The sequence below is a fragment of the Serratia sp. 4542 genome, assembly GCF_016805595.1.
In the GTDB taxonomy this organism is placed as follows: Bacteria; Pseudomonadota; Gammaproteobacteria; order Enterobacterales; family Enterobacteriaceae; genus Serratia; species Serratia nevei.
The window spans coordinates 228,273-242,820 of the sequence record NZ_RXKV01000001.1 but is presented as its reverse complement, the minus strand read 5'-3'; the positions used below and the strand labels follow the sequence as shown (position 1 = coordinate 242,820).

The 14,548-nt window shown below is 59.4% G+C and carries 16 protein-coding genes; 8 read left to right on the top strand and 8 right to left on the bottom strand.

What is annotated here, in order from left to right; genetic code table 11:
- Window positions 1–318: 318 nt before the first annotated feature.
- Window positions 319–882, bottom strand: coding sequence for a D-glycero-beta-D-manno-heptose 1,7-bisphosphate 7-phosphatase (gmhB, locus tag EKL15_RS01090; protein WP_038874480.1), 564 nt, complete (start codon window positions 880–882; stop codon window positions 319–321).
- Between the two features lie 188 nt (window positions 883–1,070).
- Here gmhB and metN point away from each other — a divergent pair, with 188 nt between their 5' ends.
- The 6 genes from metN (at window position 1,071) to proS (ending at window position 6,665) form a co-directional block, all read left to right on the top strand.
- Complete coding sequence (gene metN, locus EKL15_RS01085) at window positions 1,071–2,102, top strand: methionine ABC transporter ATP-binding protein MetN (RefSeq protein ID WP_004932012.1); 1,032 nt, start codon at window positions 1,071–1,073, stop codon at window positions 2,100–2,102.
- Window positions 2,095–2,748, top strand: coding sequence for a methionine ABC transporter permease MetI (locus EKL15_RS01080; protein ID WP_004932010.1), 654 nt, complete (start codon window positions 2,095–2,097; stop codon window positions 2,746–2,748). The genes metN and EKL15_RS01080 overlap by 8 nt, the downstream gene beginning before the upstream one ends.
- 39 nt (window positions 2,749–2,787) lie before the next feature.
- Window positions 2,788–3,603, top strand: coding sequence for a MetQ/NlpA family lipoprotein (locus EKL15_RS01075; RefSeq protein ID WP_203088677.1), 816 nt, complete (start codon window positions 2,788–2,790; stop codon window positions 3,601–3,603).
- 114 nt (window positions 3,604–3,717) lie between these two features.
- Window positions 3,718–4,122: an Rcs stress response system protein RcsF gene (rcsF, locus tag EKL15_RS01070; RefSeq protein WP_033649823.1), complete on the top strand. Its 405-nt coding sequence runs from the start codon at window positions 3,718–3,720 to the stop codon at window positions 4,120–4,122.
- A complete protein-coding gene (gene tsaA, locus EKL15_RS01065) occupies window positions 4,119–4,826 on the top strand; it encodes a tRNA (N6-threonylcarbamoyladenosine(37)-N6)-methyltransferase TrmO (RefSeq protein ID WP_033649822.1) in 708 nt (235 codons plus the stop codon). Before rcsF ends, tsaA begins: the two co-directional genes overlap by 4 nt.
- 120 nt (window positions 4,827–4,946) lie before the next feature.
- Window positions 4,947–6,665, top strand: a complete 1,719-nt coding sequence (gene proS / locus EKL15_RS01060) for a proline--tRNA ligase (protein WP_070913926.1) — start codon at window positions 4,947–4,949, stop codon at window positions 6,663–6,665.
- 60 nt (window positions 6,666–6,725) lie between these two features.
- On the opposite strand, the gene nlpE is transcribed toward proS, so the two are convergent.
- From nlpE to EKL15_RS01045, 3 genes are read right to left on the bottom strand one after another with little or no spacing between them, the layout of a single operon-like run.
- On the bottom strand, window positions 6,726–7,409 hold the full coding sequence (gene nlpE, locus EKL15_RS01055) for an envelope stress response activation lipoprotein NlpE (protein ID WP_033649820.1): 684 nt from the start codon (window positions 7,407–7,409) through the stop codon (window positions 6,726–6,728).
- A gap of 29 nt (window positions 7,410–7,438) precedes the next feature.
- A complete protein-coding gene (arfB, locus tag EKL15_RS01050; protein WP_028127523.1) occupies window positions 7,439–7,852 on the bottom strand; it encodes an alternative ribosome rescue aminoacyl-tRNA hydrolase ArfB in 414 nt (137 codons plus the stop codon).
- Window positions 7,853–7,855: 3 nt separating this feature from the next.
- A complete protein-coding gene (locus EKL15_RS01045; RefSeq protein WP_100396805.1) occupies window positions 7,856–8,404 on the bottom strand; it encodes a YaeQ family protein in 549 nt (182 codons plus the stop codon).
- A gap of 213 nt (window positions 8,405–8,617) precedes the next feature.
- Between EKL15_RS01045 and EKL15_RS01040 the strand changes: the two genes are divergently transcribed.
- Both EKL15_RS01040 and rof read left to right on the top strand, forming a co-directional pair.
- The gene (locus EKL15_RS01040) at window positions 8,618–8,818 is read left to right on the top strand and encodes a YaeP family protein (RefSeq protein WP_004931993.1); all 201 of its coding nucleotides are present in this window, start codon (window positions 8,618–8,620) and stop codon (window positions 8,816–8,818) included.
- Window positions 8,805–9,068: a Rho-binding antiterminator gene (gene rof, locus EKL15_RS01035; RefSeq protein WP_004931991.1), complete on the top strand. Its 264-nt coding sequence runs from the start codon at window positions 8,805–8,807 to the stop codon at window positions 9,066–9,068. Before EKL15_RS01040 ends, rof begins: the two co-directional genes overlap by 14 nt.
- A gap of 50 nt (window positions 9,069–9,118) precedes the next feature.
- On the opposite strand, the gene EKL15_RS01030 is transcribed toward rof, so the two are convergent.
- The 4 genes from EKL15_RS01030 to cadA form a co-directional block, all read right to left on the bottom strand.
- Entirely contained in the window at window positions 9,119–9,433 is a 315-nt protein-coding gene (locus EKL15_RS01030; protein WP_033649818.1) for a cytochrome c, read from the bottom strand.
- Window positions 9,433–10,764: a tRNA lysidine(34) synthetase TilS gene (gene tilS / locus EKL15_RS01025; protein WP_100396806.1), complete on the bottom strand. Its 1,332-nt coding sequence runs from the start codon at window positions 10,762–10,764 to the stop codon at window positions 9,433–9,435. The genes EKL15_RS01030 and tilS overlap by 1 nt, the downstream gene beginning before the upstream one ends.
- A 56-nt stretch (window positions 10,765–10,820) precedes the next feature.
- A complete protein-coding gene (gene dtpD / locus EKL15_RS01020; RefSeq protein WP_033635723.1) occupies window positions 10,821–12,272 on the bottom strand; it encodes a dipeptide permease DtpD in 1,452 nt (483 codons plus the stop codon).
- Window positions 12,273–12,340: 68 nt separating this feature from the next.
- A complete protein-coding gene (gene cadA / locus EKL15_RS01015) occupies window positions 12,341–14,479 on the bottom strand; it encodes a lysine decarboxylase CadA (RefSeq protein ID WP_100396807.1) in 2,139 nt (712 codons plus the stop codon).
- Between the last annotated feature and the right edge of the window lie 69 nt (window positions 14,480–14,548).

Genomic DNA, 14,548 nt, shown 5'->3' with positions numbered 1-14,548 from the left:
CTTCAAGACTTGATATTTTTTTGCATCCGAAGATGCTGGATATCGTCTTGTGGAGTGCCCACACAGATTGTCTGATAAATTGTTAAAGAGCAGTGAGTTAGGCGCTTTCGCTTGCTAACTCGAGGTGGCGTATATTACGCTTTCCTCTTTCAGAGTCAACCCTAATTTTCAGGATTTTTTCTCTTTCTTCCCGGCCGCTGTGTGAAGTGAATCACTTGCGCCGTGTCGATGGAGGCGCATTATAGGGAGCCGGTTCAGAATGACAAGCGATAATATGCATTTTTTATCTGACCGCTCACTATTCATTCGTAACGCCTATTAAACCCGCTTTTTGATGGCTGCCGGCAGGTCCGCCAGGCTATTTAACACCCAATCGGCCAGCTGTTCGCCCTGCTCGGTCACGGGCTTGCCGGTGCGCACCAATACCTTGGTACCAACGCCGGCCGCGATCGCCGCCTGCATATCTTCCGGTTTATCGCCCACCATATAAGAAGCGGCCATATCGATGTTCAATTCCTGCTGCGCTTGCAGCAGCATGCCCGGCTGCGGTTTACGGCAGTCACACACCTGACGATACTCTTCTATTACTGCCTCCGGATGGTGCGGGCAGAAATAGATGCCGTCGAAGTCGACGTCGCGATCGGCCAGCGACCAGTCCATCCACTCGGTCAGGTACATAAATTGGTCTTCGCTGAACTTGCCGCGCGCAATGCCGGACTGGTTGGTCACCATCACCAACGCGAAGCCCATCTTTTTGAGTTCGCGACAGGCGTCAATCACGCCGTCAATAAAGTGGAAGTTGTCGATTTCATGGACATAGCCATGGTCAACGTTAATCGTACCGTCACGATCGAGAAAAATTGCTGGAACGCTTTGTGTCACCGCTTTGCTCCTGAGGGCCTGTATACGCTGACAGTATCGCATGTTTTACCCCGCACTGAGAACGCCGGAGAACGTCGTTGGCCGTTGACTTAGACGTCTAGACGCCTTAACATCTGATCCATACCTTGGTTCCACGCCGAGGTTTACTTTTATCTAGCCACGGGCAACCACGCTAAAATAAGAAGAATATGATTAAACTTTCTAACATCACTAAAGTGTTCCAGCAGGGTTCGCGCACTATTACCGCGCTCTCTGACGTGACCCTTCACGTCCCTGCCGGGCAAATCTATGGCGTTATCGGGTCTTCCGGTGCCGGCAAAAGCACGCTGATCCGCTGCGCCAACATGCTGGAGCGCCCAACGTCCGGCCAGGTCCTGGTCGATGGTCAGGATCTGACCTCGCTGTCGGAAAGCGAACTGACGCGCGCCCGTCGCCAAATCGGCATGATCTTCCAGCACTTCAACCTGCTCTCTTCCCGCACGGTGTTCGGCAACGTGGCGCTGCCGCTGGAGCTGGACAATACGCCGCGCGCCGAGATCAAAAAGCGCGTGACCGAACTGCTGGAGCTGGTCGGCCTGGCGGACAAGCACGACGCCTACCCGGCCAACCTGTCCGGCGGCCAGAAACAGCGCGTGGCGATCGCCCGTGCGCTGGCCAGCAATCCCAAAGTGCTGCTGTGCGACGAAGCCACCAGCGCGTTGGATCCGGCCACCACCCGTTCCATCCTGGAACTGCTGAAAGACATCAACCGCCGTCTGGGCCTGACCATTCTGCTCATCACCCACGAAATGGACGTGGTGAAACGCATCTGCGACCAGGTCGCGGTCATCAGCCAGGGGCAACTGATCGAAAAAGACAGCGTCAGCGAAGTGTTCTCACACCCGAAAACCCCGCTGGCCCAGCAGTTCATTCAGTCCACGCTGCATCTGGATATCCCGGACGACTACGCCGCACGCCTGTCGCCGGAACGTCAGGGCGACCGCCAGCCGCTGCTGCGCCTGGAATTCACCGGCCAGTCGGTCGATGCGCCGCTGCTGTCTGAAGCCGCTCGCCGCTTCAACGTGAACAACAACATTATCAGCGCCCAGATGGATTATGCCGGCGGCGTGAAATTCGGCGTGATGCTGGCGGAGCTGCACGGCAGCGACGAAGACGCGCTGGCGACGATTAAGTTCCTGCAAGAAAATCAGGTAAAAGTAGAGGTTCTGGGTTATGTCTGAGGCAATGATGTGGTTGATGGCGCGTGGCGTGTGGGAAACCGTCATGATGACCTTTGTCTCCGGCTTCTTCGGTTTCGTGCTCGGCCTGCCGGTCGGCGTGCTGCTGTATGTTACCCGCCCTGGGCAAATCATCGCCAACAACTCGCTGTATAAAATCCTGTCTGGGCTGGTGAACATCTTCCGTTCCATCCCGTTCATTATCCTGCTGGTTTGGATGATTCCGTTTACCCGCATGATCGTCGGCACCTCTATCGGTCTGCAGGCGGCCATCGTGCCGTTGACCGTGGGCGCCGCACCGTTCATCGCGCGCATGGTGGAAAACGCCCTGCTGGAGATCCCATCCGGTCTGGTGGAAGCGGCGCGCGCCATGGGCGCCACGCCGATGCAGATCATCAAGAAAGTGTTGCTGCCGGAAGCCTTGCCGGGCCTGGTCAACGCCGCAACCATCACGCTGATCACCCTGGTGGGCTACTCTGCCATGGGCGGCGCGGTCGGCGCCGGTGGTCTGGGCCAAATCGGTTACCAATACGGTTATATCGGTTATAACGCCACGGTGATGAATACCGTATTAGTATTACTGGTAGTTTTGGTTTATCTGATCCAGTTCTGCGGCGATCGCATCGTCAAAGCCGTTACCCATAAATAGTTTCACAGCATGTTAATGCGAGTCTAATGAGGAAGGGATATGTCGTTAAAATTTAAATCCATCGCGGCAATTGGCGCACTGATCGGTACTCTGGCTCTGGCGGGCTGCGGCCAGGATGAAAAAAATCCAAACCACATCAAGGTCGGTGTGATCGTCGGCGCTGAGCAGCAAATAGCTGAAGTCGCTCAGAAAGTGGCGAAAGAGAAATACGGTCTGGACGTTGAGCTGGTGACCTTCAACGACTACGTGTTGCCTAACGAAGCGCTGAGCAAAGGCGATATCGATCTGAACGCCTTCCAGCACAAGCCATACCTGGATCAGCAAATCAAAGATCGCGGCTACAAGCTGGTGCCGGTCGGCAGCACCTTTGTTTACCCGATTGCCGGTTACTCCAAGAAAATCAAATCGCTGGACGAGCTGAAAGACGGCTCTCAGATCGCACTGCCTAACGATCCGACCAACCTGGGCCGTTCGCTGCTGCTGCTGCAGAAAGTCGGCCTGATCAAACTGAAAGACGGCGTTGGCCTGCTGCCGACCGTGCTGGACGTGACCGAGAACCCGAAAAACCTGAAGCTGGTTGAGCTGGAAGCGCCTCAGCTGCCACGTTCCCTGGATGATCAGCAGATCGCGCTGGCGGTAATCAACACCACTTACGCCAGCCAGATCGGCCTGACGCCGGCGAAAGACGGTCTGTTCGTGGAAGACAAAGACTCGCCTTACGTCAACCTGCTGGTTGCGCGCGAAGATAACAAAGATGCGGAAAACGTGAAGAAATTCGTGCAGGCCTATCAGTCTGACGAAGTCGAAGCCGCCGCCAACAAAATCTTCAACGGTGGTGCGGTGAAAGGCTGGTAAGCGCTTATTCGCCAATTTTATTCCTATAATTGCAAGACGGGCCAAGGCCCGTCTTGTTATTTCCGCCATAGATTGCTTCAATAGCGCCACTTTCATTAAGGCAGAGGAATCTCAATGCGTGTTTTACCTCTCTGTTTGTTAGCGCTCGCGCTGGCCGGATGTTCATCGCAACGTATCGCGCCGTCCTCAACAAACAGCACCAGCAAGCCGACCACCACCAGCCCGGCCAAGACCACGCCGGCCGCCCGCCCTGCTCCGGTAAAACTGTACAAAAGTGCAGAAGAGCTCGTGGGTAAACCGTTCCGCGATCTGGGTGAAGTGTCCGGCGAATCGTGCCAAACCACCGTACAAGACTCCCCACCGAATCTGGCCACCGCCCGCAAACGCATGCAAATCCGCGCGTCTTACATGAAGGCCAACGCCGTGCTGCTGCACGACTGCCAGATTGTCAGCGGCGTCGCCGGTTGTTACCAGCAGGCCGTCTGCCAGGGCTCGGCGCTTAACGTCTCGTCCAAATGACCGAATTCGTTTTCGAGCAGATCGGCGTGATCCGCTCGCCGTATAAAGAAAAATTCGCCGTTCCCCGCCAGCCGGGGCTGGTCGAAGACGGTGGCGGCGAACTGCTGCTGCTGCCGCCCTACAACCAGGCGGAGGCGGTACGCGGCCTCAGCGATTTCAGCCATCTGTGGGTGATGTTCATTTTCCATCAAACCCTGGAAGGCGGCTGGCGGCCGACGGTGCGCCCGCCGCGTTTAGGCGGCAATGCCCGCATGGGCGTGTTCGCCACCCGCTCCACCTTCCGCCCCAACCCGCTCGGCATGTCCCTGATCGAACTGAAAGGCGTGCGGGTAAAAAACGGCGACGTGGTGCTGGAGCTGGGCAGCCTCGATCTGGTCGACGGCACCCCGGTGGTGGACATCAAGCCTTATCTGCCGTTCGCCGAGAGCCAGCCGCAGGCCCGCGCCGGCTTTGCCCAGGCCGCGCCCGCCGGCGACATGCCGGTGCGCTTCGCGCCGCAGGCCGAGCAGCAGCTGCAGCAACATCAGGCGCGTTACCCGCAATTAAGGCGTTTTATCAGCCAGGTGCTGGCACAAGACCCCCGTCCCGCCTATCGTAAAGGAGAGGACGTCGAACGGGATTACGCCGTCTGGCTGCTGGATTTCAACGTGCGCTGGCGCGTCGTGGACGGTCATACCGAAGTGTTGGCGCTCGACCCGCGTTAAAATTCCGCCGCCTCTCTTTTGGCGACCCGCTCGCGCTGGTAAACTAAACCACTTTTGTCACTTTTGGCCGCCACTCTGGCAGCCCGATGCAATTTGCAGTTCTAACGGAACCAAAACACCATGCGTACTAGCCAATATCTGCTCTCCACTCTGAAGGAGACACCTGCCGACGCCGAAGTGATCAGCCACCAGCTGATGCTGCGCGCCGGGATGATCCGCAAGCTGGCCTCCGGTCTTTACACCTGGCTGCCGACCGGCCTGCGCGTTCTGAAAAAGGTTGAAAACATCGTTCGCGAAGAAATGAACAATGCTAATGCGATCGAAGTGTCTATGCCGGTGGTTCAGCCTGCCGACCTGTGGCAGGAAAGCGGCCGTTGGGAGCAATACGGCCCCGAGCTGCTGCGCTTTGTCGACCGCGGCGACCGTCCGTTCGTGCTGGGCCCGACGCACGAAGAAGTGATCACCGATCTGATCCGCAACGAGATCAGCTCGTACAAACAGCTGCCGCTGAACTTCTTCCAGATCCAGACCAAGTTCCGCGATGAAGTGCGCCCGCGTTTCGGCGTGATGCGTTCCCGTGAGTTCCTGATGAAGGATGCCTACTCCTTCCACACCTCACAGGAGTCTCTGCAGGAGACTTACGACGCGATGTACGAAGCGTACAGCAAAATCTTCAGCCGCATGGGCCTGGATTTCCGCCCGGTACAGGCCGATACCGGCTCGATCGGCGGCAGCGCCTCGCACGAATTCCAGGTGCTGGCAGACAGCGGTGAAGACGATATCGTGTTCTCCACCGGTTCCGACTTCGCCGCCAACATCGAGCTGGCGGAAGCGGTCGCGCCGGCGGCTCCACGCGCGGCGGCCAGCGAAGCGCTGCGCCTGGTGGATACGCCAAACGCCAAAACCATCGTTGAGCTGGTCGAGCAGTTCCAGCTACCGGTGGAAAAAACCGTGAAAACGCTGATGGTGCGCGCCACCGAAGAGAGCGGCCACAAGCTGGTAGCCCTGCTGGTGCGCGGCGATCACGAGCTGAACGAAATCAAGGCCGAGAAGCTGGCGCAGGTTGCCGCGCCGCTGACCTTCGCCACCGAAGAAGAAATTCGCGCCATCGTCGGCGCCGGCCCGGGTTCACTCGGCCCGGTCAACCTGCCGATGCCGGTGGTTGCTGACCGCAGCGTAGCGGCGATGAGCGACTTTGGCGCCGGTGCCAACGTTGACGGCAAACACTACTTCGGCATCAACTGGGAGCGCGACTTGCCGCTGCCACAGGTGGCCGATATCCGTAACGTGGTGGAAGGCGACGCCAGCCCGGACGGTCAGGGCACGCTGCTGATCAAACGCGGCATCGAAGTGGGCCATATCTTCCAGCTCGGCACCAAGTACTCGGAAGCGATGAAAGCGACCGTGCAGGGCGAAGACGGCCGTAACCAGGTGCTGACCATGGGCTGCTACGGTATCGGGGTCACGCGCGTCGTGGCCGCCGCCATCGAGCAGAACCATGACGAACGCGGCATCATCTGGCCGGACGCCATCGCACCGTTCCAGGTAGCGATCCTGCCGATGAACATGCACAAGTCGTTCCGCGTGCAGGCGCTGGCCGAAGAGCTGTACAACACCCTGCGCTCCCACGGCATCGACGTGATCCTCGATGACCGCAAAGAGCGTCCGGGCGTGATGTTCGCGGATATGGAGCTGATCGGCGTGCCGCACTCTATCGTTATCGGTGACCGCAACCTCGACAACGAAGAGATCGAGTACAAGAACCGCCGCGTCGGCGAGAAGCAAATGATCAAAACCGGCGAAATCGTTGATTTCCTGCTGGGCCAGATCAAACGCTAAGCGACGAACGCCAGAAAATAAAAAACCCGCTCAGGCGGGTTTTTTTATATCCGAAATTGCTTATTTGCTGCTGCAGTTCTTGCTGCGGTCGAACGCGATTTTACCGTCCGGCACCAGCGCTTTTTCGGTCAGACCTTCCTCCATCGACGGCTGCACGCTGAAGTGCGCGCTGAACGTCAGGAATACCGGCTCACCGGCGGTCTTGTATGCTTTGGCGTAACCTTGCTCCAGCGCGATGTTGTTGTCTACCGGGAAGGTTTTGCCGGTCGCGCAGTCCTTGAAGACGGCCGCGTCCGCCATATAGGTGTAGCTGCCTTTCAACGTCATCGGCGTTTTAGGCAACGGCTTCTCAACCGGATCCAGGCGGTAATTCAGTTTGGACTCGATCGGCACGCCGCTGCGATCCAGCATTTCCAGGCTCTTGCCCACCGGGCGGAAGTAGCGTTTTTCGCCGTTGCTGTCGGTCAGCACCAGTTTATCCGCCGTGCGCGCCCATTTACCGTAATCGGCAAAGGTCTGATCGCCGTCTTTGGTACCGCGATAGGTTTCCTGCAGCACGAAGGTGCCGTCCTCATCCAGGAACAGCGCCGTATCCAGACCGCCGCAATCGGCGCAAGGCAACACCCCTTGATAGCTCTGCGGCATCGGCTGCAGCGGTTGTTCCTTCGGTTGATAATGATTGTTGCATCCCAACAACGAGAGTGCGCCTGCCGCGAGGAACAGGGCTACCGTAATTTTTTTCACAGTTATTCTCCTACTGTGTTCATGTATTCCTAAGTGCGAACCTTGCCACGCAGCGCCTTGGTGGCGCCTTTACGCGCCTTGCCTTCCAGGCGACGCAGTTTGGCCCCTTTCGTGGGCTTGGTCGCCTTGCGCGTTTTTTCCACCACCATCGCCTGCCGAATCAGCGCGGCCAGCCTGGCCAACGCCGCTTCGCGATTCAATTCCTGGCTGCGATACTCTTGCGCCTTGATAATCACCACGCCATCAGCGGTAATAAGATGATGATTCAGCGCCAGCAGCCGTTCCTTATAATACTCTGGCAGGCTGGATGCCCGGATGTCAAAGCGCAAATGGATCGCCGTTGAGGTTTTGTTCACGTGCTGGCCGCCCGCGCCCTGCGCGCGGATCGCCGTCAATTCCAGCTCATTATCCGGTATGGCTACGTTTCTTGACAGTTCCAGCACCGGTCACACCTGTGCCTGCTGCCACTCGGCAAACTGGATTTCCAGACTATTCTGAGCATCGGACAGCCAAATAGTTCCCTCTTGCAACGTCGCCTGCAGCGTCATGGTGCGGCTGGCCAATGCCGTCAGGCGCGCCAGCTGTTCGTCGTCGAGGAAACGCACGCTCAGGTTCTTGTGGCCGGCCACCTTGCCCTGCATTCCCTGCCACCATACGTGCGCGGCGCGCTCGCCGTAAGCGTAAAGCACCACGCGCGGCGACTGGTTGCAGGCCTTGCGAATGCGCTTCTCGTCGGGCAATCCCATCTCGATCCACATTTCCAGCCCATTGTGGTCGTTGCGCTGCCAGATCTCCGGCTCGTCGCCGGCGCTCAGCCCTTTGGTGAACACCAGCCGTTCGTCGGCATGGCAGATCCAGGCCAGTAGGCGCAGCATCATGCGCTGCTCGTTTTCGGACGGGTGTTGCGCCAGCGTCAGCGTGGCGTCGTGGTAGAAGTAACGATCCATATCAGCAATATTGACCGCGGCTTTATAAATGGTTGCTTTCAGCGCCATGGGTGACCTCGTTATTATCCGGCGACAGTGTACTTGATCAGGGCCAAACCCCGCCAGCGCGGCCAGGCCGCGGCAGTGCGAAAGGCGTGCCAGGGTGCTGATAACTCCATAACAGCTGTGCTATAGTCGTCTAGGATAGGATAAAACTCCGAGAGCCTGCGCCTCATCGCGAGAGCGGTCTTGATGATGCAGAGGTTCTTAAGGGAGGAAACTGTGCAACAATACTGTGAGTTAGTACGCCGTACTTACGCCGAGATTGGCAGTGGAGATCTTGGCTACGTGCCTGATGCGCTGGCTTGTGCGTTAAAGGCATTGGACGATGTCGCAGCGAACGACGCGCTACCGTCCTCCGTTAGGGAACAGGCGGCCTTTGCCGCCGCTAACTTATTGGTGAGCGACTATGTTGATGAATGATGAGTACCAACCCATCAATTGCGATGACTACGACAACCTGGAACTCGCCTGTCAGCATAAACTTATTCTGAAGCTGGAGTTACGCGACGGAGAAGTGATCGAGGCCAAGGCGATCGACCTGCTGCAAAAGAAACGCGTTGAGTATCTGACCATCGAACAGAACGGCCAACAGCGCGACCTGCGCCTTGACCATATCAGCAGTTTCAGTCATCCGGAAATCGGTACCGTGGTCGTCAGTCTGTCGGACTGAGCAGCGGTAACCCCATCCCAACAGGGCAGCCCAACGGCTGCCCTCGTCATTTAAGGCTTCAGGCTGGCGTAAAAGGCCGCCAGATCGGCGATATCGTCATCCGACAGCCCCGACACATAGGCCTTCATCACCTCGGCCTGGCCGCCGTTGCGCTCCCCTTTCTTATACGCCTGCAGCGCGTGCTGCAGGTACATGGCGTTCTGCCCGGCCAGATTCGGGTACATCGGCACCGTCACCTTGCCCTGCGCGCCGTGGCACGCCGCGCAGGCGGCGGCTTTCGCCTGGCCGGCGGCCGCATCCCCCGCCGCCAACGCCGGCAGGCTGAACAGGCCGGTGGCCAACAGCGTGATCCCCACAAACTTCATCATTGCTCCTCGCTATTATGATTTTTTTCCCAGCGCAGCCGCCACGGGCGTTCGCCTTCCGGCACCTGCCCCGCTTCACAGACGAATACGCCCAGCGCGGCGATCAGCTGCTCATCATAATAAATCAACGGGATGCGTTCACGCTGCCAGGGCGGAATACCCAGCTCCTGCCACAGTTTTTTTATCGGCCGCGAATGGGCGCGCCCCACGATGCGCACCGCACCCTGCACGCCGCCGAACCGAACGCTGACCTGTTGCGATGGCTGCGGTGCGCGCAGCACCAGCTCGCCCTCACCGGCAATCAACTGCCCCAGCCCGTCCGGCAACGTCAGCGGCTGGTCAGGCTGCCAGGGCAGATGCACATCGCGCAGCGCCGCCAACGGCGGCAACAGGTGCAACCGGCCGCGGAAACGGCGAATCTGATAGGTGCCGAGCTGCAGCTGCGGTTCGGCATCCTCCCGGCTGAGCGCCACCTCCTCCCACAGGCGTTGCAGCTGCTCACGCGCCGGCATGGTGACGTTAAACAACGCGATCCAGCGCCGCAGCAAGGCGAAGCGCCGCACCGGCGAACAGTCCGTCAGGCCGTCAATCGCCAATGAGCGATCCGCCGCCAACAGGTTTTGCAGCGGTTCCGCCAGCAGTTCGTCCAGCAGTTGCTCCTGCTCGGCGCACAGGCCGGCGCTGCGCGCCACCGCCGAGGCGAAGTGCGGCCAGCGCTGGTTAAGCTGCGGCAGCACCTGCAAGCGCAGGAAATTGCGATCGAAGCGCGTGTCCTGATTGCTGTCGTCATCGATCCAGGTTAAGGCGTGGCGTTGCGCGTAGCTTTCCAGCGTCTGACGCGAACAGCCCAACAGCGGCCGCAACAGCAGGTGCTCGCCCAACGCCGCGCGTGCCGCCATCGCCGACAGCCCCGCCGGCCCGCTGCCGCGCTTGAGCGCCAACAGGAAGGTTTCGCTTTGATCGTCGAGGTGTTGAGCGGTGAGCAGCGCTTCGCCCTCCGTCAGCGCGGCGCTGAAGGCGGCATAGCGCGCTGCACGCGCCGCCGCTTCGATACCGCCCTGACGGGCGTCCACCTGCACGTGCGTCACCGTCAGCGGGATCTGCCAGTCGGCACAGCGGCTGCGGCAATGCTCAACCCAGCGGTCGGCAAAGGCGCTCAGGCCGTGATGCACGTGCAGCGCACGCAGCTGCAGCACCGGACGCTGGCGGCGCAACGCCGCCAGCACATGCAGCAGCACGCTGGAATCCAGGCCGCCGCTGAACGCCACCAGCAGCCTCTGCTGCGCGCCCAACTGGTCTGCCACCCGCGTCGTTAATTGATCAGTATTCATCGGTAGGCTTTGTCACTTCTACATAGCTGCACGTTAACCCCGCCTACCGTCATCAATCAAGCATTAACCGTCCGGGCCTGGCGCCGCGTCAGCAACCACCAGCCGCCCAGCACCGCGATCACCGCCAGCGCGCATCCGGCCGCTCCCCAGCCGATCTGAGCGAAAATGCGGCCATACGCCTGCATCGCCGCTCCCTCGATGTGATCCTCGGCGGTCTGATTGGCGATAATGCCCGCCAGGTAGTTAGCGATCGAGCCGGTCGCCAGCATATAGATACCGGTCAGCACGCCGGTGGCGCCGGGGATATTCAGCCGGGTGATCTGCGCCATCGCCACCGGATCGATAAACAGTTCGGCGAAGCCCATCACCGCCAGGCCGGCGATCATCAGCCCCATCGATCCCGGCCCGTGCAGCCGCGTATTGAGCGCCATCAGCGTAAAGCCGACGCCGATCAACAGCAGACCGAAGGCGAACTTGCACCAGATGCGCAGCGTGCGATCGCCCGTACCGTCGCCGCTCGCCAGCCATGCCAGCGCCACGCCGCCCAGCATCACCGCGCAGGCGTTAACCGACTGGAACAGCGCGGTCGGCACCGTCCAGCCGAACCAGCGCCGATCGACGAAGTGATCGATAAACAGGCTGATGGAGCTGCCGCCCTGCTGGGCGAAAGCCCAGAACAACGTGCCCAGCAGCATCAGCACAACGATCTGCCACAGCCCCCGGCGCTGGCCGGCGTCCGCACGCAGCATAATGCGCGCCACCAGCACCACCGCCGCCACGCATACCAGCCCGAGCAAATAGCCGGCCCAGTCGTGCACAAACAGCAGCGTGAAGAACAGCGGCGATGCCAGCAGCGCCGCCAACAGCCAACCCCAGTGCGGCAAACCCAGGCTTTTGGCGCGCATCAGCGGTGCATTCACGCCGCGGGTATGGCGGAAGTGGCGCCCGCCGAGCAGGAAGATCGCCAGGCCGGCGAACATGCCGATCCCGGCCAACGCAAAGCCGACGTGCCAGCCATAGCGCTCGGCCGCCAACCCGCAGGCGATCGGCGCCAAAATGGAACCGACGTTGCCGGCGGCGTACAGCAGCGAGAAGCCCCCTTCGCGGCGCGAGTCCTGCGCCGGATACAGCTCGCCCAGCAGGCAGCTGATATTGGATTTGAACAGGCCGTAGCCGCAGATGATGATGGCCAGCGCCAGATAGAGCGACTGGGCGGAGACCGCACTCAGGCCAAGCACGATATGCCCCAGCGTCATCAGCGCCGCACCGGCAATCACCGCGACGCGATTGCCCAGCAGGCGGTCGGCAAGCCAGCCGCCCAAAATAGGAGTGACGTAAACTAACGAAGCGTAAGCGCTGTAGAGATCGATGGCGTGGCTGTCGGTATAGCCGAGTTGGTGGGTCAGATAGAGAATCAGTAACGCACGCATGCCGTAAAAGCTGAAATATTCCCAAATTTGTATGGCTACGACATAGTAGATTGCGCGCGGCTGTGAGGGTGTTTTCATGGAGGTCTCCCATCAGTCGGTGAACGACAAAGGGGAAGCGCGAGCGCCTCCCCTGTTATTGGCTGCGGTTATTTCGCCTTCAGCACTTTCACCCGATAACGTCCGTCCGCCTGACGATAGGCGCCGTGAATGTCGGTTTCAAAGCCCGGATAATGCGCGCCGATTTCGCACAGCATCTGCAGGAACTCCAGCACCGGCCGGCTCTCCTCGGTCAGCATTTCGCCCGGCATCACCAGCGGCACGCCCGGTGGGTATGGGAGGATCATATTGGCGTTGACCTTGCCGACCATCTCTTCCAGATAGACTTCTTCCACTTCGCCGTGCAGCTCTTTCTGGAACGCCTGGTACGGGTTCATCACCATGGTTGGCAGCACTTCGAACGCGCGATACATCAGGTCCGGCAGGTTGTGTTGCTCCACCAGGCGGTGAATGTTCTGCGCCAGATCCTGAATGCGCATGTTTTCATAGAAATCAGGCGCTTCCTGATACAGCGAAGGCAGCATGTTTTTCACCCGCAGGTTCAGATCGAACGAGCGTTTAAAGTCGGTCATCGCGCGCAGCAGGCTGAGCGCCTTGGTTTTGTCGATGCCGATGCTGAACAGGAACAGCAGGTTGTACGGCCCGGTTTTCTCGACGATGATGCCGCGTTCGTCGAGGTATTTCGCCACGATGCTGGCCGGGATACCGAACGGCTGCATCTCGCCTTCCTTGCTCATCCCCGGCGTCAGAATGGTGACCTTGATCGGGTCGAGATACATGTGTTCGTTATCGATGTTCTTGAAGCCGTGCCAGGCACTGTCGGAACGCAGCGGCCAGCATTCCGGCTCATCGATATGCTCCGGCTGCCAGACGTCGAAGAACCAGCCGTCGGATTCGACTTTCAGGCGTTTGATCTCTTTGCGGAACTTGATCGCGCGCTCGATAGAGCCGTTGATCAGGCGCTTGCCGGCGTTGCCTTTCATCATCGCCGCAGCGGTTTCGGTCGACGCCACGATGCCATAGTGCGGCGAGGTGGTGGTGTGCATCATGTAGGCTTCGTTGAAGGTCTCTTCGTTGATGTCGCCCTTCACGTGAATCATCGAAGCCTGCGAGAAGGCCGCCAGCAGTTTGTGGGTGGACTGGGTTTCATAGATCACCTTGCCCTCCACGCGGCCGCCGCTCATGCCGCACTTGCCTTTATAGATCGGGTGGAAGTTGGTGTAAGGCACCCAGGCGGAATCGAAGTGGATAGACTTCACGTCCAGGGTGTTCTTGATAAAGTCGGTGTTGTACAGCAGGCCGTCATAGGTGGAGTTGGTGATCACCGCGTGCACCGGCCAGCTGGCGTTCGGGGTCTCCTTCACGCGTTTGGCGATGGTGGCACGCTGGAACTCGCTCTGCGGAATGCCGCCGAGGATGCCGTAGGCGTTGCGGGTCGGGCGGAAGTAGATCGGCGTGATGTCGCTCATCATCATCAGGTGAGTCAGTGACTTGTGGCAGTTACGGTCAATCAGCACCGTGCTGCCCGCCGGCGCCGAGTACATGCCGACGATCTTGTTGGCAGTGGAGGTGCCGTTGGTCACCATATAGCTGCGTTCGGCGTTGAATACGCGGGAAATGTACTCTTCCGCCTCTTTGTGCGGGCCGGAGTGATCCAGCAACGATCCCAGTTCGGACACCGAAATCGAGATATCCGACTTCATGGTGTTCGGGCCAAAGAAATCGTAGAAGATACTGCCCACCGGGCTTTTCTGGAACGCGGTGCCGCCCATGTGGCCCGGCGTACAGAAGGTGTATTTGCCTTCGCGCACGTATTTGAACAGCGCCTTGGTCAACGGCGGCAGGATGGTGTCGATATACTCGTCGGTATTCTGTTTGATCTTGGCGGCGATGTCGGTTGCCGCGCCGAGCGCATATTCGAAGAAGCGCACCTGCATGCGCAGATCGTTCAGGCTGACGTCCAGCGTCGAATAGGTGTTGGCGAACGCGTACAGCGGCATGTACTCGTTCAGCTGGCTGATCTCTTCGCACAGCTCCAGGTTGTATTTGTCCCAGTCGAAGATCACCCCGCACAGACGGGCGTTGTTCTCGATCAGTTTCAGCAGGTCTTCGCGATCGTTAGGGTAAACGATGCGGAAATCCAGACTTTCCAGCGCCTGATGCAGTTCACGGATAGGCTCTTCTTTGAAGTAGACACCCATGTGATTCATGATGGCGATAACGTTCATATGCATTTCTCCTGGCAAAGCAAGCCCCTTCCCGTCGCGGCTGACAGGTCGGAAAGAAAGGGGCTGGGT

Excerpts from the sequence above, each read along its gene's own strand:
- metN (WP_004932012.1), top strand. The coding sequence starts at position 1,071 with ATGATTAAACTTTCTAACATCACTAAAGTGTTCCAGCAGGGTTCGCGC.
- rcsF (WP_033649823.1), top strand. The coding sequence starts at position 3,718 with ATGCGTGTTTTACCTCTCTGTTTGTTAGCGCTCGCGCTGGCCGGATGT.
- tilS (WP_100396806.1), bottom strand. The coding sequence starts at position 10,764 with ATGAATACTGATCAATTAACGACGCGGGTGGCAGACCAGTTGGGCGCG.
- EKL15_RS01045 (WP_100396805.1), bottom strand. The coding sequence starts at position 8,404 with ATGGCGCTGAAAGCAACCATTTATAAAGCCGCGGTCAATATTGCTGAT.
- proS (WP_070913926.1), top strand. The coding sequence starts at position 4,947 with ATGCGTACTAGCCAATATCTGCTCTCCACTCTGAAGGAGACACCTGCC.
- EKL15_RS01080 (WP_004932010.1), top strand. The coding sequence starts at position 2,095 with ATGTCTGAGGCAATGATGTGGTTGATGGCGCGTGGCGTGTGGGAAACC.
- EKL15_RS01030 (WP_033649818.1), bottom strand. The coding sequence starts at position 9,433 with ATGAAGTTTGTGGGGATCACGCTGTTGGCCACCGGCCTGTTCAGCCTG.
- tsaA (WP_033649822.1), top strand. The coding sequence starts at position 4,119 with ATGACCGAATTCGTTTTCGAGCAGATCGGCGTGATCCGCTCGCCGTAT.
- rof (WP_004931991.1), top strand. The coding sequence starts at position 8,805 with ATGTTGATGAATGATGAGTACCAACCCATCAATTGCGATGACTACGAC.
- cadA (WP_100396807.1), bottom strand. The coding sequence starts at position 14,479 with ATGAACGTTATCGCCATCATGAATCACATGGGTGTCTACTTCAAAGAA.
- dtpD (WP_033635723.1), bottom strand. The coding sequence starts at position 12,272 with ATGAAAACACCCTCACAGCCGCGCGCAATCTACTATGTCGTAGCCATA.
- EKL15_RS01075 (WP_203088677.1), top strand. The coding sequence starts at position 2,788 with ATGTCGTTAAAATTTAAATCCATCGCGGCAATTGGCGCACTGATCGGT.